This is a genomic window from Pseudobacillus sp. FSL P4-0506 (assembly GCF_038003025.1).
In the GTDB taxonomy this organism is placed as follows: domain Bacteria; phylum Bacillota; class Bacilli; order Bacillales; family Domibacillaceae; genus Pseudobacillus.
Genome location: NZ_JBBOOI010000001.1, coordinates 3896629 through 3918376 on the forward strand (window position 1 = coordinate 3896629; position 21748 = coordinate 3918376).

General features: G+C 41.2%; 22 protein-coding genes. 9 read left to right on the plus strand and 13 right to left on the minus strand.

Features of this window, described 5'->3' with window-relative positions; genetic code table 11:
- Window positions 1-2: 2 nt before the first annotated feature.
- From efeB to MKZ02_RS19185, 4 genes are all read right to left on the minus strand, one after another.
- A complete protein-coding gene (gene efeB / locus MKZ02_RS19170; RefSeq protein WP_340855384.1) occupies window positions 3-1274 on the minus strand; it encodes an iron uptake transporter deferrochelatase/peroxidase subunit in 1272 nt (423 codons plus the stop codon).
- 5 nt (window positions 1275-1279) lie between these two features.
- Window positions 1280-2149: an iron uptake system protein EfeO gene (gene efeO, locus MKZ02_RS19175; protein WP_340855387.1), complete on the minus strand. Its 870-nt coding sequence runs from the start codon at window positions 2147-2149 to the stop codon at window positions 1280-1282.
- A gap of 495 nt (window positions 2150-2644) precedes the next feature.
- The gene (locus tag MKZ02_RS19180) at window positions 2645-3997 is read right to left on the minus strand and encodes a glycosyltransferase family 2 protein (protein ID WP_340855390.1); all 1353 of its coding nucleotides are present in this window, start codon (window positions 3995-3997) and stop codon (window positions 2645-2647) included.
- 185 nt (window positions 3998-4182) lie between these two features.
- On the minus strand, window positions 4183-5187 hold the full coding sequence (locus tag MKZ02_RS19185) for an ABC transporter substrate-binding protein (RefSeq protein WP_120036563.1): 1005 nt from the start codon (window positions 5185-5187) through the stop codon (window positions 4183-4185).
- A gap of 164 nt (window positions 5188-5351) precedes the next feature.
- Between MKZ02_RS19185 and MKZ02_RS19190 the strand changes: the two genes are divergently transcribed.
- The 4 genes from MKZ02_RS19190 to MKZ02_RS19205 are packed head-to-tail and all read left to right on the plus strand — an operon-like array spanning window position 5352 to window position 9005.
- Entirely contained in the window at window positions 5352-6356 is a 1005-nt protein-coding gene (locus tag MKZ02_RS19190) for a FecCD family ABC transporter permease (RefSeq protein ID WP_120036562.1), read from the plus strand.
- Window positions 6353-7408 carry a FecCD family ABC transporter permease gene (locus tag MKZ02_RS19195; RefSeq protein WP_340855394.1) on the plus strand — a complete coding sequence of 352 codons (1056 nt, stop codon included), beginning with the start codon at window positions 6353-6355 and terminating at the stop codon, window positions 7406-7408. The genes MKZ02_RS19190 and MKZ02_RS19195 overlap by 4 nt, the downstream gene beginning before the upstream one ends.
- A gap of 18 nt (window positions 7409-7426) precedes the next feature.
- Entirely contained in the window at window positions 7427-8254 is an 828-nt protein-coding gene (locus MKZ02_RS19200; RefSeq protein ID WP_120036561.1) for an ABC transporter ATP-binding protein, read from the plus strand.
- The gene (locus tag MKZ02_RS19205; RefSeq protein WP_182917106.1) at window positions 8238-9005 is read left to right on the plus strand and encodes an IucA/IucC family C-terminal-domain containing protein; all 768 of its coding nucleotides are present in this window, start codon (window positions 8238-8240) and stop codon (window positions 9003-9005) included. Before MKZ02_RS19200 ends, MKZ02_RS19205 begins: the two co-directional genes overlap by 17 nt.
- Window positions 9006-9060: 55 nt before the next feature.
- Here MKZ02_RS19205 and MKZ02_RS19210 read toward each other — a convergent pair whose 3' ends face one another.
- From MKZ02_RS19210 to MKZ02_RS19220, 3 genes are all read right to left on the minus strand, one after another.
- Complete coding sequence (locus MKZ02_RS19210) at window positions 9061-9312, minus strand: DNA alkylation repair protein (protein WP_120036559.1); 252 nt, start codon at window positions 9310-9312, stop codon at window positions 9061-9063.
- A gap of 119 nt (window positions 9313-9431) precedes the next feature.
- Window positions 9432-10385 (minus strand): oxygen-dependent tRNA uridine(34) hydroxylase TrhO, encoded by a 954-nt coding sequence (trhO, locus tag MKZ02_RS19215; protein WP_340855400.1) that lies wholly within the window; start codon window positions 10383-10385, stop codon window positions 9432-9434.
- 473 nt (window positions 10386-10858) lie between these two features.
- A complete protein-coding gene (locus MKZ02_RS19220; protein ID WP_120036558.1) occupies window positions 10859-11620 on the minus strand; it encodes an SDR family NAD(P)-dependent oxidoreductase in 762 nt (253 codons plus the stop codon).
- Window positions 11621-12115: 495 nt separating this feature from the next.
- Here MKZ02_RS19220 and MKZ02_RS19225 point away from each other — a divergent pair, with 495 nt between their 5' ends.
- The 3 genes from MKZ02_RS19225 to MKZ02_RS19235 all read left to right on the plus strand — a co-directional run bounded on the left by MKZ02_RS19225 (window position 12116) and on the right by MKZ02_RS19235 (window position 15446).
- A complete protein-coding gene (locus tag MKZ02_RS19225; protein ID WP_340855405.1) occupies window positions 12116-12640 on the plus strand; it encodes a sigma-70 family RNA polymerase sigma factor in 525 nt (174 codons plus the stop codon).
- A gap of 12 nt (window positions 12641-12652) precedes the next feature.
- Window positions 12653-13777: a DUF4179 domain-containing protein gene (locus MKZ02_RS19230; RefSeq protein ID WP_340855407.1), complete on the plus strand. Its 1125-nt coding sequence runs from the start codon at window positions 12653-12655 to the stop codon at window positions 13775-13777.
- A gap of 268 nt (window positions 13778-14045) precedes the next feature.
- On the plus strand, window positions 14046-15446 hold the full coding sequence (locus MKZ02_RS19235) for a S8 family peptidase (RefSeq protein WP_340855410.1): 1401 nt from the start codon (window positions 14046-14048) through the stop codon (window positions 15444-15446).
- 140 nt (window positions 15447-15586) lie between these two features.
- On the opposite strand, the gene MKZ02_RS19240 is transcribed toward MKZ02_RS19235, so the two are convergent.
- Window positions 15587-16498, minus strand: coding sequence for a sigma factor regulator N-terminal domain-containing protein (locus tag MKZ02_RS19240; protein WP_340855413.1), 912 nt, complete (start codon window positions 16496-16498; stop codon window positions 15587-15589).
- Window positions 16498-16989: an RNA polymerase sigma factor gene (locus tag MKZ02_RS19245; protein WP_340855416.1), complete on the minus strand. Its 492-nt coding sequence runs from the start codon at window positions 16987-16989 to the stop codon at window positions 16498-16500. The genes MKZ02_RS19240 and MKZ02_RS19245 overlap by 1 nt, the downstream gene beginning before the upstream one ends.
- A gap of 585 nt (window positions 16990-17574) precedes the next feature.
- Between MKZ02_RS19245 and MKZ02_RS19250 the strand changes: the two genes are divergently transcribed.
- Window positions 17575-18216 carry an NIF family HAD-type phosphatase gene (locus tag MKZ02_RS19250; protein ID WP_340855419.1) on the plus strand — a complete coding sequence of 214 codons (642 nt, stop codon included), beginning with the start codon at window positions 17575-17577 and terminating at the stop codon, window positions 18214-18216.
- A gap of 155 nt (window positions 18217-18371) precedes the next feature.
- Here MKZ02_RS19250 and MKZ02_RS19255 read toward each other — a convergent pair whose 3' ends face one another.
- The 3 genes from MKZ02_RS19255 to MKZ02_RS19265 all read right to left on the minus strand — a co-directional run bounded on the left by MKZ02_RS19255 (window position 18372) and on the right by MKZ02_RS19265 (window position 19944).
- Entirely contained in the window at window positions 18372-18638 is a 267-nt protein-coding gene (locus MKZ02_RS19255; RefSeq protein WP_120036551.1) for a phage holin, read from the minus strand.
- A gap of 286 nt (window positions 18639-18924) precedes the next feature.
- The gene (locus tag MKZ02_RS19260) at window positions 18925-19638 is read right to left on the minus strand and encodes a class I SAM-dependent methyltransferase (protein ID WP_340855423.1); all 714 of its coding nucleotides are present in this window, start codon (window positions 19636-19638) and stop codon (window positions 18925-18927) included.
- A gap of 81 nt (window positions 19639-19719) precedes the next feature.
- Window positions 19720-19944, minus strand: a complete 225-nt coding sequence (locus MKZ02_RS19265) for a YppG family protein (protein WP_340855426.1) — start codon at window positions 19942-19944, stop codon at window positions 19720-19722.
- Between the two features lie 165 nt (window positions 19945-20109).
- Between MKZ02_RS19265 and MKZ02_RS19270 the strand changes: the two genes are divergently transcribed.
- A complete protein-coding gene (locus tag MKZ02_RS19270) occupies window positions 20110-20907 on the plus strand; it encodes a DUF2268 domain-containing protein (protein ID WP_340855429.1) in 798 nt (265 codons plus the stop codon).
- Between the two features lie 204 nt (window positions 20908-21111).
- Here MKZ02_RS19270 and MKZ02_RS19275 read toward each other — a convergent pair whose 3' ends face one another.
- Window positions 21112-21369, minus strand: coding sequence for a hypothetical protein (locus tag MKZ02_RS19275; RefSeq protein ID WP_120036547.1), 258 nt, complete (start codon window positions 21367-21369; stop codon window positions 21112-21114).
- Window positions 21370-21748: the final 379 nt, after the last annotated feature.

Here is a 21748-nt window from a genome sequence, read left to right on the forward strand (position 1 = left end):
CCTTAACCAAACAACTCCGCTCCAAGGTAGCTCCCCTTTTTCACGCCTGGAAAACAGGCAAATAGTGCACTTCCACGATGCGTAATATATTCGTTCAATTTGTCCGCTCGGCCAAAACTATTTTGGATATTAATAAATTGTTTCGGATGCTTTTGAAACGATATAAACAACAATCCCGCATCGAACGCCCCCGTATTCGGATGGATTCCGTCTGAGTAGGAGAATGAACGTCGCAATAGACGGTCCTTCACTTGCCTTGCCAGATATACATGAGAATCAACAGGAACAACAGGCTCGCCGTTTTCTTTGCGTTCAAGTCCCATATCTTCAAATTCGTCCTCTTTCCCAAGCGGGGCGCCTGTGTCACGGTGCCTGCCAAATGTGGCCTCTTGTGCCGATAAAGCCGTGCGATCCCACGTCTCCAAATGCATTTGGATTCGTCTCGCTACTAAATAAGTCCCCCCGGCCATCCAGCTTTTTGATTCTCCCGGCTGAACCCAAACGACTTCATTCATTTCTTTCACATTGTCCACATTTGGATTACCAGTGCCATCTTTAAACGCAAATAAGTTGCGCGGCGTTAGTTTCTTCTTATTTTTCATCTCATAAGAGTTAAATCCCGTTTGCGACCAGCGCATCGTTACTTTTCCCCTTGCTGCGCGGACTAAATTACGCACCGCATGAAAAGCGACCTGTGGATCGTCTGCACATGCTTGAATGCAGATGTCACCGCCGACATAATTTGGGTCCAACTGATCTTTTGGAAAATGAGGGAGGTCCACTAGTTCTTTCGGCTTCATCTGTTTCAACCCGAGTTCTTTTTTCTCAAACAGGCTCGGTCCTACCCCGAATGTCAATGTAAGATGGGAAGCATTAAGCCCTGCTGCTTCTCCCGTATCTGCTGTAGGAAGCAGCTTATTCGCCGTATAAGGCTCCACCAGTTTGCCATTCATTAATTGAACACTGTAATTTGTCCATAGCTGAAACATTTCCTTCAATTCTTTTTTAGACTTCGCGGTGCAGTTCAGCGAGACAAAATAGACATGCTCCGGATTCTTCGTTAAAATACCTGGCTGGTGCTTACCGTAAAAATTAATTTTATTAGCTGCTGTTTGATCGTCATCAATAAACGGGTTCGCTCCAAAAGCCGTTAACGCCCCTGTCAGACCAGAAGCGCCGAGGATGACCCCGGCTCCCCCGATTCCGGCAAACTTTAGCACGTCACGCCGAGACACTTCTTTTTGCAAGATGGATTTTTCCTCTTGATTGCTCATTTATCTCACTCCACAACAATGGCCATTTGGCTTAAAGGTTCCCCTAAATGATCGACAGCTTCCGATAATGCTTTCGTATCTTCTTTCGTTAATGTTTCGTAAGACACATATCCGCCTTTTCCATCTTCGTACTTAGCTAGTAATCCATTTAATGTTCCAAAGTTTTCTTCTAATGTTTTAGCAAGCTCAGCATCTTTTTCTTGTAATTTCGGCTTGAAAATCCCGAAAATTTTCTCAGCGCCTTCAACGTTGGCTTTAAAGTCGTACAAGTCAGTATGAGAATAAATTTCCTCTTCCCCTGTAATTTTTGATGTAGAGACCTCATTTAATAAATCAACGGCCCCAGTAATCATTAAATCCGGTGTTACATCAACTGTTTCAACTTTTGCACGAAGCTCTTTTACATCTTTTAATAATTGATCGGCCACGGCCTCATATCCTTTAGTCGTTCCGTCAACCCAAAGACCTTTTTCAATTTTATGGTAGCCGGACCACTCTTCTTCTCCTTGCCCCTCTTCTTTCACGTCTGCCAAACGAGCATCAATGCGTGGATCCAGATCGCCGAAACTCTCTGCAATAGGTTCTGAACGTTCAAAATACATCCTTGCTGGTGCGTACAGCTCTTTCGCTTTCTCTACATCACCTGCTTTGACTGCTTCTGCAAACGCTTCTGTCTGAATAACAAATTGGTCCAGCTGCTCTGAAGCAAATTCCTTGTAAGTATTGACTTCTTTATCCAGCTTGTTCGCTTGCTCTGCTTTCGAGCCTTGACTCGCTTCTTTGCTTTCCGAGTCCTTTGACCCGGCATCTCCACACCCAACTAAAAGACTGCTTGACAGCAATAAAATCCCTACATTTCGGACTATTTGATTCATTTGTGAGACCCCTAATCTTGTATTTTTGTATTCTGATGATTATTAATGATAATCATTGTCAATTATGTTGTCAATGTTGTTTTTTACCGGTTATTTTAAAGGAAACAATCTATCTCATTCTCTCTTTAATTTCCTCTCTTCGCATAGGGTCAGCCACTTAAAAAAGGAGGGCAACAGTCCACTTATTATATACTTGAGTGTTGATTTTCACTGCAGACAGGCGGTCCGTAAGCCTCCTCGTCTCGTGCACCCGTTCGAGTCTTCATTGGGAATCGTTTATCCCAGCTGCTGCTCCCTTCTTCTATACTATGGGCTAACTTTAGAGCTTTAAATATTACACATGCGTACAAGTAATAGAAAATGAAAAAGCAGCAAACAGAGAAGTCTCCTTTTCTGCTTGCTGCCGGTTATCCAAACATCCTTCTTTCTTATCAAAGAGTTGGAAAAAACCCTCTTCCGCATTAAAAACCGTACGGTGGCTTTATGGAAGTCCACTTATTGCCACACACGTTTTAACTTAAAAAGCTCTTGCAAATATCCCCATACAGAAACTGGAGACATAATCATTTGATAACAGAGAATAAATAAAATGAATCCTCTCTTGTTTTTTCTTACTCTTAAATGAAGATTTTTAAATACATACTGTTTCTGGTAAATGTACAATGAGCCGTAACTGACAATAGTTAAAGGTAAAACGAATAAAGTCATAGGACCCACAATCCAGTAAAAACCAAAAAAGGCTAAAATCAATCCAGGAATCCAACAAAATGTATAAATGAAGTCTAAATAAGGCATGATCAAGTTAATTCCCGTTAAATATTTGGTATATAATTGTGGCTGATTCCATGGCTTCACTTCAATTAGTCCTTCGATCATCCCTCTTGCCCACCTAGAACGCTGCTTAACAAAGTGATTAAACGTAGGAGGCACATCTGTAAAAGCTACAGCTAAAGGTTCAAAATACACCTTCCACTCGTTACGTAACAGCCTCCAAGTTAATACGATATCTTCGCCAATTGCATCAGGCCACCCTTGAACTTCTCGCACACATTCTGTTTTATACAAGCTGAAAGCCCCCTGTGCGACGAGTGTACCTTGATATAACCCTTGCAATCTCTTTATTGAGGCAATTCCAAGAAAGTAATCCCACTCCTGTATTCTCGTCCAAATTGTTTCTCGGCTATTGCGAACAAGCATCGATCCAGCTACTGCACCTACATTGGCAGGGCTGCTTTCTATCCTTGACACTAGATAACGAATAGCTGATGGATGGAGCAGCGTATCTGCATCAAGAGTAATAACATAAGGCGTGGTTACATACTGCAATCCTTTATTCAACGCATGGAACTTACCAGGCTTAGCCTCATGCAAGAGGGTAAGATTTAAATTCAGCTCTTTCTTCGCCCTCATAACTTCCTGGCAGGTATGATCTGTTGAGTTATTATTGATGACAACCGTATAGATTTCTCCATCATAATCTTGATTAGCTACATATTGAAGGGTGTCAAAAATCGTCGCTTCTTCATTGTAAGCGGCAATAAGCAAGGTTACCGCATCAGTTGGATGTTCATCTTTTAATGTTGGCTGCCGGTCTAGTAATAAGCTCATTATTAGAAAGGCATTCATGTAACCTGGAACGTAAGCGATTCCTCCAATAATGAAAAGAGCTACAGGAAAAGAAACAATGGAAGACAAGTTCTCCAGCCAAGGCAATGAAAGATAAATAGAAAAAAGCATCCATCCAACAGAAACAGCATGGCTTATCCAGAATTTCATCTTAATAGATATGTAGAAATGATTAGCTTTTGGTTTAAAACTAGGTCTGATAGGTGATAAATTCGGTTCCATCCCTTCCCTCCTTCGTGTCTTTTAACCTAACCCATTCCCTTATAATGGAACTTAATGACTATCTTAACACAGAACATCTCCTTCCTTACAGTTAAAAAATAAAGTTTTTGTCTGCACAAAAAACCTCCTTATTTTAATAAGGAGGTTTTTATAGACAAAGCCTGGCTATATCATTTGAAAAAAGCTTACTTCTCAGTTAAAAAGTATTTCTCAATATCATCCAGGAATAAATTAGCTGCTACTACGCCGCCCGCTGTATTCCAGACAGCATCGTCCACTTTATGGATGTTGTTATTTTTTACGACATTTAAGTTTTTGAATAGCGGATCGTTAACCCATTCTTCTTCTAACTTCGGTGCCTCCCCTTTGCTTTCTGCCGGGTCATATGTGAAGTAGAAAAGAATGTCTCCATCCATTGCAGGAATACGCTCTTTCGTTACATTTTTCTCAGCGAAATCCGGCTGCTCCTGGCCCTTCGGACGGGCAAAGCCTAATTGATCTAAAATAACGCCGGAGAAAGTATCCTTGTGATAAATCCGAACATCACCAGGCATGAAACGGACAATAGAAACTTTTTGGTTCACTTTGTCACCAAGCTTGCCTTTTAATTCTTGGACGCGCTTGTCAAAGTCAGTAATTACTTGGTTGCCTTCTTCTTCTTTATTTACTGCTTTCGCATAAAGTTTAAAGTTTTCTTTCCAATCACCGCGCAGCGTTTCTGAGTAGACCGTCGGAGCAATCGCGCTTAACTGCTCGTAAATTTTTTCGTGTCGCATTTTATTGCCGATAATTAAATCCGGTTTCAATGAAGCAATAGTTTCTACACTTGGTTCACCTTCATTCCCAACACTTTTAACACCTTTCATGTCATCCTCAATATGTTTATACCAAGGGTTGCCTGTCCATGATTGTACAGCACCTACAGGTTTTACTCCCAATGCCAAAAGGGCTTCCGTGCCTTCGTTTGTCAGAATGACAACACGTTTAGGATTACCTTTGATTTCTGTTTTTCCCATGGCATGTTCTACGGTGTAAGGTTTGCTCTCAGTTGTGTTTGCTTCATTCGACGCTTTATTATCTTTCGAAGGTTGCTTTTCTTCATTGCCGCAGCCCGCCAGTGCAAAAACAATGACTAGCATGAATGCTGCCAACAGCGATGAAAAGCGGTTGCGTGTAAAATATGTATGCATATATTTTCCCCCTATATGAAAATGATTTTCATTTACATGTAGATATTATGGGATGGGAAATGTTTTGTCAATGAATAATTGAAAATGATTATCAAGATCATTGACAGTGCTTTTCTCATCTCTTACACTTAAAGAAAAATAGGTATATTGGGAGAGAAAAATAGATGCTGTTGAGACACACGGAGGGAAAAGCCTTTGGACTGATAATTAGTGGAGGAATATTACTTATTTGTATCGGTCTTAGCATCGTCATGGGCTATACAAATACAAGCATAAAAACAGCTGTTCAAGCATTTCAGCATTTCAATGGCTCAAATGAACATATTATTATTCAAAATGTACGTCTTCCCCGGGCATTAATCGCTGCTGCCGTAGGAAGCAGCCTGGCTATAGCGGGGGCGTTGATGCAGGCATTAATGAAAAATCCGCTTGCTTCTCCTGATATTCTTGGAATCAATGCAGGGGCCGGCTTTTTTATTGTAGTTGCATTGATGGTGTTTTCCGTTAACTCTCTTCATGCATTTACATGGATAGCATTTGCCGGAGCGGCATCTGCTGCTTTTATCGTCTACTTCTTCAGCGGGACAGGAGGCGGCGGACTTACCCCCATGAGATTGACGCTTGCAGGCGCGGCCATCGCAGCGCTGTTTTCCTCTCTAACCCAGGGGCTGCTGGTAATGGATGAGTCGGCTCTTGATCAAGCCTTATTTTGGCTTGCCGGATCTGTACAAGGTAGAAAACTAGAAATTCTTCTTTCTGTTCTTCCCTATCTTGCAGCAGCTACGATCGTTGCTTTTTTCATGGCTCAGAAGATTAACATCTTAACGATGGGTGAAGATGTAGCGAAAGGACTTGGCCAGCAGACAGGCGCAGTGAAACTCATTGTTGCCATTTCCTTCATCCTGCTCGCGGGCGGCTCTGTGGCTGTAGCTGGCCCGATTGGGTTTATTGGTATTATCGTTCCTCATATTGTTCGCTCATTAGTGGGCAATGATTATCGCTGGGTATTGCCTTATTGCAGTGTAATAGGCGGAATTTTACTTTTGGTGGCTGATATCGGTGCCCGCTATGTTATCATGCCAGAGGAAGTTCCGGTCGGAGTAATGACCGCTTTTATTGGCACACCCTTTTTTATCTACATTGCACGTAAAGGAGGCCGTGCCTCATGAAGAAATATTCTCCGCTTCGCTTAGGCAAAGGAAACATTTCATTGCTTCTTGACTGGAAAGCACTCTGGATCAATATTGGTTTTATTTTCTTACTGCTGGCTGTATTTCTTGTCAGCACCGGAATGGGAGAGCAATTTCTCCAGCCATGGCGTGTTCTCAATGTACTGCTCGGACAAGGAGATGCTTTTGAGCAGCTGATCGTTAATTCCTTCCGTATGCCCAGGATTCTGATCTCTGTTCTCGTCGGCATGAGTCTGGCGGCGGCAGGGGCTATTTTACAAGCTGTTGTAAGAAACCCTTTAGCCTCTCCTGATATTATCGGGGTAACCGGCGGAGCGTCTGTAGCTGTTGTTCTTTTTTTAGTCCTCTTTACTGATAGAAGCAATGCTCTGACAGTCAGCATCCATTGGCTGCCGCTAGGCGCCTTTATCGGTGCAGCCGTCGTGACCTTTCTCCTTTATCTACTAGCATGGAAGGACGGTCTATCTCCAGTCCGCCTTGTATTAGTCGGAGTGGGAATGTGGGCATTGATGAAATCGTTGACTACTTTATTTATGATCTTGGGGCCTATTCACCAGGCAAGCCAGGCAAATGTTTGGATTACAGGCTCTGTTTACGGATCAAACTGGAAAAATGTTTGGATATTGGCACCTATCACCATTTCCCTTCTGATCATTGTGCTTGTAATGATTAGAAACATTAACATTCAAGACCTTGGGGAAGAGATCGCCACAGGAGTAGGAACGAATGTACAAAAGCAGCGTTTTCTTTTGCTGCTGATCAGTTCTGCTTTAACCGGAAGCGCAGTTGCGTTTGGAGGCGGTATCGGCTTTGTTGGCTTGATGGCTCCCCACATCGCCAGAAGACTTGTCGGCTCCTCTTTTGGAGCGTTGCTGCCTTTATCCTCTATTATTGGAGCCATATTAGTCTTAATGGCGGATTCAATCGGGCGGACATTTTTCCTCCCTGTTGAAGTTCCGGCAGGCGTGTTTACTGCAGCTCTTGGAGCCCCTTATTTCATTTATCTTTTATATAGGCAGCGAAATGCTTAACAAAGGAGCGGAAAGTATATGCCAGCACTAGAAACGAAGTCGCTTACATTGTCTTATGGAGATACAATCATTATTGATGAATTGGATTTACACATTCCTAAAGGTGAAATTACGGTCTTTATCGGCAGCAATGGGTGTGGGAAATCTACGCTTCTTCGCTCGTTAGCTCGCTTGCTGAAACCGCAGTCCGGTTCTATTTTGATCGAAGGAGAAATGGTATCAAGTCTTCCTACAAAAGAAATTGCCAAGCGGTTAGCCATTTTGCCTCAAGGGCCTGTGGCTCCTGAAGGGCTGACTGTTTTACAACTCGTCAAGCAAGGACGCTACCCTTATCAAAAGTGGTACCGCCAATGGTCTGAAGAAGATGAGAGGGTCATCCATAATGCCCTGCAAGCAACGGGAATGGAAGCTTTATCTGACCGTTTAGTCGATTCGTTGTCGGGAGGCCAGAGACAACGTGCCTGGATTGCAATGACGTTAGCGCAGGACACCGACATCATCTTGCTTGATGAGCCGACAACGTATTTGGACATGACTCATCAAATTGAAATTCTTGATCTCTTATTCGAGCTCAACGAACAAGAAGGACGTACCATTGTCATGGTGCTTCACGATTTAAATCTTGCTTGCCGTTATGCCCACCACCTCGTTGCTGTAAAAGACAAGAAAGTCTATGCTCATGGAAAGCCAGAACATGTCATGAGCCCTGAATTAGTGAAAACCGTCTTTAATATGAATTGCGAGATAACCGTCGATCCCCTTTTCGGGACTCCTATGTGCATCCCTCATGGAAAAGGGAGATATGTGGCGGCCGAGGAGAAGAAAGACCATGAACTCATTTACTAATGAAGAATTGGCTGTTCTAGAAGAGAAGTATCGCTTAACCACACGGACTGCTTCTTCCTCCTTAACAATTCAAGCAAACGGTCTACTCGATGATCAACAACTATGCTCTTATTTACTGCAAGTCAAAGATAAAATCAAAGCAGCTAACACGACTGTGGCTGCTTCTCTTTTTATCAAGAGGTACAGTTTTGCTATATTAATTGCCCTCTATTCGATGAGCGTTCTCAATAAGCGACTGGACTTTTCCTTTCGTAATATATGGATTGAAACGTTGGATGAAGAAGAGCCATTATGGCTGCCTTCTTTCAGGTTTTCTCATTTAGCCGCCGATGAACCGGGCAATGTCGACCGTGTGAAATGGAGAGAAGAGGCCATTCAGCAAATATTCGGAGGCCATATTGATCTATTGTTCACTCATGTAAAAAGGCAAAGCCGTCTGTCCAAGTTAATTATGTGGGAAAATCTCTATACTTATATTCGCTGGATGTACGAAAGCCTGCTAAACACCCCAGAGTATCATGGCCAACATGAGACTCTTGCCAATGATTTTCATTATCTTGTTAAAGAAGGAGCTGGATCACTGTTCGGCTCTTACCATCAAAATCCATTGTTAAGATGCGAGAGTTCACAACAGCGCGTTGAAAAAAATGGAACAGTCATTCAGAAGCGCAAAACCTGCTGTCTTTCTTATTTAGCGGGATCGAAAGGCAAGCGTTGCAGCGTATGCCCGATTGATTGTACATCTAAATAACGCAAAAACAGCCAGTTCATGAAACATGAACTGGCTGTTTTTAATAGTCCTCCTCTTAACTCTGTTGCTTTTCCCCAAACTTAATAAACATCATTTCATCTTCAACTAAATTGCAGACCGCACAATGAATTCTGCGTTCGGGACCGTTATAGGTTGCATGGAAAGGACCAGGATCACTTGAGCCTTCGAACCGTTCAATCACCTCTCCTGTCTGAGGATCTAGTTTGACTCCATGAGCGACCTGTTCGACAATGTTGAATCTGGAACGGTTCGTCCTGCAGTTTGGACAGCAATAACGCGTACTCATAAGAACCCTCCTATGCATAATTATGTCAATTATCATGTCCATAAGAAGTTTCTATTATTCATCCGCTTGAACAACGAATAAGAGGATCCTGTCAGATCCTCTTATTCGTTGTTCTCTATTTATTCGTTAATTTGTTCTAATCTGCTTTTTACTTCTTCCTCAGTTAACCCTTGTTCTTTTACATACAAGTTATTCGGATGTGTTCTGCATTCATGCGTACATCCGCGCAAATATTTATGCTCGTTTTCTTCCGTACAAAAAATCCGCTTATCACATTCAGGGTTGGCACAATTGACGTAACGTTCGCACGGTTCACCGGTAAAGTGATCCCGTCCTACTATCACATGTTCGACACGGTTAATGGGGACACCAATCCGGTCATCAAAAACATAACACTGTCCATCCCATAGCCTTCCCTGCACTTCGGGGTCTTTTCCATACGTCACAATCCCCCCGTGAAGTTGGTTTACATCTTCAAATCCTTCCTTCTTCAGCCAGCCGGAAAACTTTTCACAACGAATGCCGCCTGTACAATAAGTTAGAATCTTTTTCCCTTCCAACTCGTCTTTATGCTCGCGTACCCAATCGGGAAGCTGGCGGAATGCCTGAATATCGGGACGAAGAGCTCCTCGGAAGTGCCCTAAATCGTATTCATAATCATTTCTTGCATCGATGATGACTGTATTCTCTTCTTGCATCGCTTCAAAAAATTCTTTTGGACTTAAATAATTTCCCGTCAGCTCCTGCGGATTCACGTCATCATCAAGCTGCAGTGTCACTACTTCTTTTCTCGGACGAACGTGCATTTTTTTGAAAGCATGTTCATCTGCTTCATCTATTTTAAATATCATCTCTGCAAACCGAGGGTCTTTTTTCATCGTTTGCATGTATTGTTCTGTTTGCTCAACTGTTCCGGAAACCGTTCCGTTAATTCCTTCCGCCGCTACGAGAATGCGGCCTTTTAAACCAAGCTCCTCACAAAGCTTCAAATGCTGCTTGGCAAACTCTTCAGGATTCTCAATGGGAACGTACATATAATACAGCAATATTCTATATGGTTTAACATCATTCATCTTATTTCTGCCACCTATCTATTTATATTTGCAGGATATAAATACACTAAGCAATATACTCCTTAAATAGGCTGACTGCAAGTGGAATTTATTGATACTAATCCTTCCTCTTTAAATAAGCTTAGTGTATTGACTCCGTGAGATTAACTTATCGCCCTCTGTCTCCACGGCATTTGTTTTCATCTAGCCCATAAGCTTCTGGTGTTTGAATAAAGACGGCTCATTACAGTTATAGTCGCCGATTCGTTCATACTTATCATTAACTTTTTCTTTTCGTGTCTAAGGAACAGACTACTTCTTTCCATCGTCCATTTTACCAAAAAGCTGATCGGCTTCACTGTTTACTCGTTGAACAGGAAATAAGCCGTCCTTTGATAAGGACGGCGCCGATTATAGAAAAACTCTAGCTTGTACACCATCAAGATGATTGTAATATCTATGCTTCCATCTTCATATTCTCCTGTTCGGCCTTTCTAGAAATTCATTTTAGATTGGCCGCCGTCTACATTAAGGCTTGCTCCCACGATCCATGAAGCTTTGTCAGATGCCAGAAAAGCAACGACGTTAGCCACTTCTTCTGGAGTGCCGAAACGCCCCGCCGGAATATCATTTTTCACAAACGCTTTAATTTGTTCCGGATTTTCTTCAAGCCGTCTCTTCCAGTTGCCGGTTTCATGGAGTATGCTTCCCGGTGCCACGCTGTTTACACGAATCCCATCAGCAATGGCTTCGTCTGCAAAAGCTTTTGTAAAACTGATCAAAGCTGATTTGGCATTGTTATATGTCACCTTGCCGCCGCTCTCTCTTCCATATACAGATGTGATATTGATGATCGCCCCGCTCTTTTCCTTCTTCATATGATCGGCTGCTAGCTTGCTTAAATGAACAGCTGAAAAATAATTCAGCTCCAGCGCTTCATGGAACAGCTCCATCTCCGTATCCATTGCCCTTCCCCCGTTGCTGCCGCCTGCATTGTTGACCAGAACATCAATTTTCCCCTTTTGCTCCATAAAAGATTCCATGAGCTTCTCCCGTTCTTCGGGATTTAAAATATCCGCTTGAAAAATAGAGACATGATGATCCAGCTCTTCTTGTGCTTTTTTCAATGATTCTATGCCACGGGCGGCGATCGAAACATTCGCTCCTTCACGTATGAAAGCTTGGGCAATGGCTTTTCCAATTCCCTTCGAGCCCCCGGTGATCAGTACGTTCTTTCCTTGTAAGTGCAAATCCACCCATCTCACTCCTCTTTGCTTTTATATTAAGTAACGATTATGTATGCTAGCTGTTTTCATTATACCTGTGTCAGCGACTGATTTACATTGATAGCGCTTGTCTTCTTCCTATACATCATTGATAAAAGTCCCCTCCTCTTACTGTATACTTTGAACTGACGTTTCTATATTTTATTAAGCCCAATTTTTATGCTTCCTGCACGAATGATGCATTTTTTATTGCCAGGGTTTGTTAAAGAGCCATGTTGTTTTTTTAATAGTTGATTCGAACGGAAGACAGTATTCCGGCTGGAAAAGCGAGTCTTGATAAGACCTGCAGGAGCATATGAGGCGAGGAGGCTCGCGGACCGCCCACGAAAAGCGTCTACCGGCAGAGAAAAGCAACAACCAAGTGTAACAGAGCCTGTTACTAAAAAGATTCTTTCATAAATGATAGGAAATGACCCTTTCTTCCGTATTAATCAGTGAAAATGTTTTTAGAAAGGTGGTAAACCAATGGATGATAGGATCATCGTTAAGCAAATTACTCGTAAAAAAGACATAGGTTTGGAAATGTTAATCGATCATTATGCCGGTCTCATCACCGCTATCGTTCGAAAACACTTAAGCGGTTTGAATATGTATGAGGAAGAGTGCATCAATGATGTGTTGTTATCTGTCTGGAACAACATTGAAAGCTTTGACCAAAAACAAAATTCGTTTAAAAACTGGATTGGGGCTATCGCTAAATATAAGGCGATTGATTATAAGCGCAAGTATATGAAAGAAAGGAAAAATATTAGCTTATCACAAGTCGATCCCCCGGCCTCTGCAGACTCCCTTCTCCTGCAGCATGAATTGCAAGAAGAAATCGAGGAGTTACTCAGCCATTTGAATGAAAAAGACCGGCATTTGTTTAAACAATATTACTTAGAAGATGTCCGTTTGGAGAAGATCGCCAGCCACACTCAGACGACGAAAGATAATTTGTATAACCGGCTATCAAGAGGACGAAAAAAATTGAAAGAAATTATGAGATAAGGTGGTGCCATGATGAAAAATCCATATGAATTGTTAAACCAAGTTGATAGCAGATCAGAGCAATACGAAGAAGTACAATTAAATGCGGCTGAGAAAACGAGACTAAAGCAATCATTACAAGCAAAAATCAAGCCTCTAAAAAAGAAAAATCGAAAACTTTTACTTGCAGCTGCTTTTATATTGGTAACAGCAGGCCCTCTTATGCTGAGCAATGATCAAGTATGGGCCTCTCTATCAAAAGCTGGAAAGCAGATTGAATTATTTTTTAACAAACCAGAAAATGAGTTTACCGGCTATAAACAAATGATAGAGAAAACAGCTGCAGACCAAGATGTCCACGTTACACTAAATGAATTAATGCTTGATGACGGCCAAATCCTGCTCAGTCTGAATATAAAGTCAACAGACCCGAATAGGAAGACCCCTATTCAGCCAGGAGAACTTCAAGTAAAAATCGGAGAGCTGGCATTCGCCAATGCCGCTTATACTCTGCATAGGGAGAATAAAGAGACAGAAGACGGCAGCTGGAACTACTTATACTCCTTTGATTTAGATCATATCGACACAAATGGAGACGGCGTGAATGACAAAGCCTTCCAAATTCTCGATTATATGGATTCACAAAAAGATTATCCTGTAACGATTACTTTTCAGACGATGGAATATGAAAAGGAACATGGCACTAAGTCTGGGAAATATTCTGATTCGTTCGGGGAAATTAAAGGGCACTGGGCCTTCCAAACGACGGTCAACGGCGCCAATATTCAGTCTGACACAACCGTTTATCGTGTAGATAAAGAAATAAATATTAATGAAAAAGGCATTGAAGGAACGTTGAAAATAAAAGAAATCCGCGTATCCCCTGTCTCTGTAAAAATACATCATACGTTTGAATATAAGAAAGGTACAAGTGAAAGCCACGCTATCCACCTTATTCTTAAAGATGAAAAAGGCAAGCTTCTTCTAGGAAGCGGAACGGGAGAAAGCTCACTCACCCTATCCGAAATGAGTGAAGAGATTGAATTAGACCATAATATTCGTAAAATTAGCATCACCCCAAGTATCTTTAATTATAAGACAGAATCTCAACAGCCTTTGAAGGATCAATCGTTTGAAGTAGATGTAACAAAGCAGTAAGGAAATGAACTGTTCATTGTTTGGCATTTCTTCCTTACCCTATATTTTTTACACAGCGAGCGTGTCTAACACTGCTCGCTGTTTGTAATGGATTGAATCATTCTATACACAAATAAATTAAGCATAACCGGGGGATAATAACCGATAGTTTAAATTTCTTTAAAAAGGAAATGATTCTGCACTCGCTACGGTGCAGTGAATTTCCAAGGCAGTAAATGATAGAAATGCTCCATTAAAGAAAATGAAAAATACAACTTGAGGTGCCAGCATGCAAAGAAAAGGAATAATTGGATTATCTGTCTTGGTTTTGGGCCTTGCAACGATAGCAGTATTAAGCTTTAACAGACAGCCGGAAGACGAGGCGGCCCGCTTTAACAGCGAAAAAAATGTCCGGCAAATGCAAGTGCAGAACTTGCAGCAGGACAACCCGCGCATTTTAAAAATAAATGCCATTCGCGCCAATGATATTACTAAAAAAAAGCTGGATAACGACCCTTCTGTTAAGCTGATCCATCATAACAAGCAGGATAAAAGCCACTATTATGACAATGAGGTAGTTGTAGACTTTAATGCTTCTCCGAGTGAAGCCGATATAGCGAAAATCACTCGCGATATTGACGGCGAGCTGAAAGAGCAGCTGGATTCCGTCTATATTTTCAAATCCAGCAGTAAAACACCGGCTGAATTGATGGAGTATTTCCAGCAAAGCCCGAATGTTACGTATACGGAGCCCCATTATATTTTCTTGCAAAATGAAGTGAACGATACCTATTACCAAAACTACCAGTGGAATCTGCCCGCTATTCGGACAGAAGTTGGGTGGAATGTTACTCGGGGCTCCAGAAAAATAAAAATTGCCGTTGTGGATACCGGCGTAGACCTGAATCACCCTGATCTTTCTCACCGGTTGACGAAGGGCTACAATGCGCTCTCTCATGATGATCCACCAAATGATGATAATGGGCATGGTACCCATGTGGCCGGAATTATCGCTTCTATCCCGAATAATGCTGAAGGGGTCGCAGGGATTACATGGTATAACCCGATTATCCCCGTAAAAGTGCTTAACTCCGATGGGTTGGGCGGCTCCTTTGATGTTGCCCAAGGAATCCGATGGGCAGCAGACCATGGGGCCGACGTAATTAATTTAAGCCTTGGGAATTACCAGCCTTCCACTGTTATGCAAGAAGCCATTCGCTATGCTTTGAAAAAAAATATCGTTGTTGTCTCTGCAGCTGGAAATGATAACTCCAGCCAGCCGAGTTTTCCGGCTGCTTATCCCGGTGTGATTGGTGTAGCTGCCGTAGACTGGGAAGGCAACCGTGCTCCCTTTTCAAATTATGGAGATTATATTGACATAGCAGCACCTGGTGTCCACATTGCCAGTACATTTTCTCAGGGACAATACGCCAGCCTGTCAGGTACGTCCATGGCTGCTCCACATGTAAGTGCCTTAGCAGGGCTGATTCGCTCCATTGATCCCAATTTGAGAAACACAGAAGTAATGAACATTATGACAAAAACAACACAGCAGGCAGAACAAACCCGTCCGAAGATCTACTATGGCAATGGAGTCATTGACAATAACAACGCTTTGCGGGTCGCGTACAGAAAAAAATATCCATTAGGAAGGACAAGCGAGTGGATCGATCAATTTTTTGCACGATAAAGCAAGCAGTTAATAATTGAATACTTGTACTGTCTGATAAGAGAAATAGCTGGGCGAAGCCGCCTATAAGGTCTTCGTCCAGCTACGAAAGGACAGATTAACAAAAAAAGAGACCAGATATCCTTCTGGTCTCTTTCCTATTATTTCTTCGGTTTAATATACGGGACGATTTGCGCAGTAGCCCCTACAGAAGCACCTCGAATAAAATCTTGATTTTCCAAAGCCTTGAAATTTTGGGTTTGCCCCGTCAGCATTGCTCCTAAAATTTTCACTTCATCAAACTGTTTATTTTTATTTAGATTTAAAAACTTCTGGATTGTTTTGTTATCTCCAGCTGCATCGTATTTTTTGAGTGAATCAATAAAGCTGTTGTATGCCTCTTCCGGTGAATTAGATGGGTCAAACCCATAAACTGGCATGCCAGCAGGCCCTTTACTTTCATCTACCATTGGTGATGTCATATACAACCATACAATGTTTAAATTATCAGGAATTTTTGCTTGAATTTCTTCCAAGGTATAAGGCTGATTAAAGGAAATGGCAACTTCCGCAACATAGTTCTTCATTCGTGAAATGTCCCCTAGTTCATTTTGTACTCCATCATAATACTTTTGAATAGATGGATGATAAAATGTCGCAACTTTGTTCTTTGTTTGTTTATCATACTCATAGAACTCTCTGTCAGACCAATAAAATCCTGGTATTAACTCATTGTAATCAACTTTGGTACGAAGCCAATCATACGAACTTGTAAGTGTGCTCCATTGAACTAAATAGCCATTAATATTTTTAGAACGATTTGTCACAATGTTACCACCAAACATGGATGAATTGCTCGTTACCTGAGAATCGACTTGAATATTGGGTTCAGCGATGGCATTATGTAAGAAAAGCTCGTCATGAAGTCTTTCAGAACTTTTTGCTGCAAAGTAATTCCCCGTTTTATAAAGAATGGGCAATGAAATGAGTACGACAATAATTGAGGTAATGATAATTTTTAAGAGTTGTTTTCGTTTAGCTCTTTTTAAAGCTCCATTTAACGAACTATCCATTAATATTTTCCTCCTATTTTTGAGTGAATAAATTTATGTGCGCGATATAATTTTTGCTTTACACTATCTACTTTAATGTCTAAAATAGGAGCAATTTCTTCATAGGAAAAACCATAGTAATACTTTAAAAAGAAAATTTCTTTATATTCCTTTTTTATGTCTTTTAGTAAATAGAAAATATCATCCTTATTTAAAATGGCATCAAATTCATGATCTGTATGTTGTAACTTTAAATAAATCTTCTCGGTTAAATAGATGTTTTGTTGCTCCTTTTTCCTTTTCAAGTCAATGTATTCATTGAGTGCTACTCTAAAGAACCAGGGACGGATATTGTCCTCTGTTAGGTCATCCAGCAATGTGTAAACTTTATAAAAGGTGTTTTGAATGATATCTTCTGCATCTTCTTTTTTAGCTCCTTTCGCTAGTAATAAATCGAACACTTCCTCTCCTAAATTGATAAGATAGGAGGCTAACATATTTTCTTTTTTCATCTTTTGTCCTCCCTATACTTATACAACGAATAAGTAATAATAAATGTATACACTTAAATGAAGTAAAGAAAAATTTTTGATTTATCAATGGAGGCTATGGGGCTATATTATATAATTCGATGTCACCGGTGCGGAAGAAGCATTCCCCATCGAGTTTCATGTGCACCTGTTTATTCTCATCGGGGCGATTATCGTAATCGAAAAATACTCGCGAACCGCAAACAACGAGCTCTCCTCCTTGTCCTGTCTGGCGGATTAAAGTACCATGATTTCTGATAAGCCATATTCCTCCGCATAACGCTGCCCTGTTCGTTCATAAAGCCGCTCGCCAATAACCACTGGCACTCACTTCTAGAGAAGAAATATCATAATCCGCCAATCGCGGGTTGGCTAAAAAGTCTACTACCATTGTGCTGATGTCTATCCAATGTGTCCCCTACACTCTTTGCTATTGCAATTAAAAACTTCCCCTCCTGACTATAAAACTCCTCAAAGCTTTTTAACTGTTAATGATGTAGGATAAGGGAGAAACCCTTTTAAATAACGGCAGCAAAACTTATGATTATGGTGAAAAGGAGACTCCCAATGAAGGCAATGATATTTGATATGGACGGCACTTTGTTTCAAACTAATTTAATTTTAGAAGGAGCATTGGAAAAAGTTTTTGAAGAACTTCGTAAAAATGGCTTGTGGACTGGTCAGACACCGATTGAGCAATATCGTGAGATTATGGGTGTCCCCCTGCCCGTTGTATGGGAAACTCTTTGTCCCCATCACTCTATAGAAACCCATCGGCAAAGCAATGAATTTTTCCATCTTCAGCTTATCGAACTGATAAAAGGCCAGAAGGGAGCCCTCTACCCTGATGCTGAAGACATTTTGGAAGCATTGAGTACAAAATATACTTTATACATAGCGAGCAACGGCCAAAAAGAATATCTACAAGCCATTACGGATACCTATAAATTAAACCGATTCATTAAACATACATATAGCATCCAATCTATCCCGTCCGGACATAAATCTGACTTGGTTAAAAGAATCATTTTAGAAAACAGAATTAAAAACGGAGTAGTTGTTGGAGATCGGTTATCGGATATCCAGGCAGCAAAAGACAATGGCCTCCTAGCCATTGGTGTGAATTTTGACTTTGCTCATCCGTCTGAATTAAAGCAAGCTGATCAAGTGATTAATAGTTTGAAAGAGCTGTTAGACTTAGAAATGTAGAAATGAACAAGTCTACTTTTAAAAATTTATGGAATGGTTTTCAATCATGGAAGAAAACTGCTTTTTAAAAGCTTCTTCCCCTTTCATCTATGTACCATTTTCTGCTATAAAAAAGAGCCCATTAAAATAATGGGCTCAAAAACCGCCTGAATCCTTTACCTAGGCTCCTTATAGTTTTTGGCTTGTTCGCTATCTGAGTAGCCTTGGGTTGTAGGATCCTGTACGATCCCTAACATGGCAAGGACAACCAATACAGCATTAACAACTCCCAGGAGCCAGGTGTCTATTTGATCAGTCCATGTGAAATCAATAGCACCCATTTGATTTAATCCTCCAACAATTAGCTGTGCAACGATCAATAATTGAGCAACAAAGCTCATGACCCACGTTGGATTCTTAAATCTTAGTTTCCAGTTAATCACTTCTCATCCCTCCTGATATAAGATATGTTCCAAGAAAAAATTTGAATAATTAATGAGTCCTTAGGAGAGACGAAATTTCGTTAAAATGATTATTTTAACTAACTTATTTGTTGGAGCTGCCTTTCACATAAAACAGCAAGCTTTCTGCTATCGTTTGAAAAATGTCGAGCACAAAATTTCTTGCTTATTACGCATATTAATGTGCTGGTGTTACCCAACTGCTCCTCAAATGATATCTGTCAACTCTTACTAGCCAGAGATAGCACCTAGACGGTTCTTTATCAGCTTAAAGGCCGCATATAAACATACGGAATCCCAGCTTTTCTCTATACTTTATTGTTAAATACTCATGCTCTTGGAAAATCTCGAAAAACTCCTCGTCAATATGTTCTGACAGTGAAAAATCAGCTGCCTGTTCTAGATCCTGTTCATCATCATGCGGTTGGTAGTTTTCAATGGTTACACGAGTGAATCCAGCTTGTTGAAAGGCAGTCGACCAGTCTTCTTCCGTAAACAAACCGGTAAATCCATAAAAGTCTGTTATTTCTCGCTGCTCTTCTTTGAGAAGTGGCTGCTCGCATACCATTTCAACCGCAAGCAATTGGCCGCGCGGCTTTAAAACTCTTTTGAACTCTGAAATGGTTGAGCCCAGATTAGTGAAAGCAATGACTGATTCAGAAAGAATCACATCGAATGCGGCATCAGGAAACAGCAAATTTTGTGCATCGCCTACTTCAGCTGTAACTGGTAAATCCAAAGTTAAAAATCTGTTATTTGCCTTCTCTACCATTACTTTGCTTGAATCAACAGCCGTCACCCGGCATTTGTACTTTTCGGCCATGTATGCGGAAGTTTGGCCGGTACCACAGCCAATATCAAGAACAGTCTTTGTTCTATCTATCTCTACCTTTGCCAACATCTTTTTGGTTAATTGAAGTCCTCCCGGATGCGCTCCTCCTACGCCCAACATTGCCAGACAATCAAGATACGCGTTAGCCAACCCGTTTCCCCCATCCTTTAGCTAGCTTATTAGCTTCTGTTATCCTTGTCAGTTTTTTAGCTTGAAGCGTATATTCCTACCTTATTTCTTCATAAATTTAGAGATCATCGGGCTTACTTGGCTGTATATCCCATTCAATTGCCGGGCAGTTGCTGTAATTTTTTCAAAATCATAGTTCCCCTCTTGATCCTGCAGCAAAGACAGTAATCCTCCCCGTGGTCGTTGTGGCGGTTGTTGAGCCCTTCCGAGCGGGCGCCTTGAAACAGGCGAATAAGGAGCCATTGGGCGTCTTGGTCCAAAAAACATTAGCATCGCACCTCCTTTTTATGCCTTATTCCATAGTATTCAAGTGATTCGTTTCTGAAAGGGTATGTACCCCGACGTTCCAAAAATTACAGTTTGGCAAACGGGAACACTTATCAAAAACAAGCATATCTTGTTAGATAAATTGACTGTTGGAGGAGAATGGATGTGAGCGTTATTCGAACCGATGAGTGGCTGCTAAATTCATATAAGAAACCTCTGGAAATATGCGAGAAGATAACGGATTACTTTAACGGAGTTTCAGCTGCTGAAATTTATGATTATCTGACACTTCATGGGATGTACCGCCAACCAGTGAAAAATGATCGGGCGTTTTTAACAAGCCTGCAGAAAAATAATGTATGGAAGATGGTTGAACAGGAAGAACAGCAGCTTCAAGCAAAATGGCAGGGCCCCGAAGTCCCTATCTTTATTTTGCCGTTAAACATGAAGGAACGGAGAAACTCAAACAAACCGAATGAAAAAGCCGGCTTAGCTTTTAAAGATAAATTGTTTTTATTTATTTCTGAAAGCAATACAGAAGAAGAGATAAAGGCATTGCTGACTCATGAATACCACCATGTTTGCCGATTAGAAAAATATAAAAAAGATGAAGAAGATTTTAGCTTATTGGATACCATGATCATGGAAGGATTAGCGGAGCATGCTGTTCGGGAGAGATTGGGAGACGGACTGGTTTCAGCCTGGACATCATACTATTCAAATAAGGAGTTAGAAAAAATCTGGCAGAACATTATTCTTCCCAACATACATGTACCCAAGTCTCACCGCAAACATAACAGCCTGCTGTATGGCTTTCGTTTCTATCCAAAAATGGCCGGTTATTGCATTGGCTATTACTTGGTGCAAAACTACCTTAATGACACCGGGCAAACAACTGACGAGTTAATGGAACTTCCTTCTGAAGTCATCGCTAAAATCTCTCCGGACTTATGGAGAAAATGAACATGCCAAATAAGCAGAAAGATGTCTTTAAAATGCCGCCTGACAGACACCTTCCTGCTTATTTTTCATAAACTACATATAGCTAAGCGAATCCCTCTATGTGCACAACATTCTATTTGTGCTTTCTTGATGCAAGGCAGTCCGCCTAATCCGTGAACAAAAACGGTATACATATTTATTACCTTTTTGCATTGGTTTATCGAATTACCAAAAGAAAAATGGAAGTAAAGCAAGAGTAGCAATGGCGCCTAATGCAATTCCATAGCCAAATCCTGAACCATAGCCGTACGCTCCATAACCAAAACCGCCTAAGTTACGTGCACCGCTAATAGGACGGATAAAGACTTTATGATTATTCGCGTGTTGAATAATCCCTCTGTGCATTCTTCCATCATGTGTTCTAATCTCAACAGCTCTTCCTCTATATCGTTGGCAAAGTCCATAGTAACGTTCAACTGACATGTTCTCACCCCCATACCCTCATACGCTATACGGCAGTATATGTCACTCTTCAGTTATTGGAGTGGACAAACACAATAGGATAGATGCGGAAAAAGCTTATCTAATCAGGAAACATCCGCCCGGTTATTGATCATCATATGAGGATGCTGAGTGAGTCGGTAATGGGTTGCTTTCATTTATACCATGATAGTCATTCTCGATTTTAACTGATTTGACACCTGGAGAAGATAGGAAGTTCAATAAATCGACCGAGCGAATTTCTTCCTCGCCTTCCCAATGATATCTCCACATAGCTTCATCTAAAAAGAGCAGACAATCTCCCAGAAGATTTGCCCGCTCTTTTTATTTAAGAAATGAAAAACAAACAGTTTATCAAACT